The 489-nt window shown below is 55.8% G+C and carries 1 protein-coding gene; it reads right to left on the reverse strand.

From position 1 onward, the window contains the following. Nucleotides 1-489 (reverse strand): ImcF-related family protein (locus EAE91_RS23770; RefSeq protein WP_244869035.1); only part of this gene is annotated, 489 nt, incomplete at both ends.

Below are 489 nucleotides of genomic sequence, written 5' to 3' on the forward strand. Positions count from 1 at the left end.
AAGTTTCATCCATCGGTCCGTGCACGCCAGCCGTCTGTTGGTTAATCATTGGCGGCGGATTTTTATTCAACAATGTCTTGGCAGATTTCACCAATGAATCCGATAACGTCGGCCCCTGTTGCCCGGTTTCGCCCTGATAGGCCAGCGTGTTCATCAACGCAATCAGCGGAGACTGACGCCCATCCGCCATCAGGGTTAGCTGGTCGATGACATCCGACAGACTACGGGTTTTGTTCCAGCGCAGGCTGTTGAGAAAATCCTGCCACGCCCCGGCAAAATCGGTAAAGTAACGGGCGGTCAGCCGGGCTTTCAACTCTTCGGGGGATACCGACGCCGAGACTGTCTGACGGTTATCGCTCAGCACCCAGTCAATCGCCTCTTTACGTGACGCCACCGCCTCCGCTATCGCTTTTTGTATCCCGCCTTCCCACGCCTGACGGGTAAACATCCCCGGTATCACGTGAGAGGTGGTAAACAGCCGTTCGGCAT

Source organism: Photorhabdus noenieputensis (assembly GCF_018448935.1).
GTDB classification, from domain to species: domain Bacteria; phylum Pseudomonadota; class Gammaproteobacteria; order Enterobacterales; family Enterobacteriaceae; genus Photorhabdus; species Photorhabdus noenieputensis.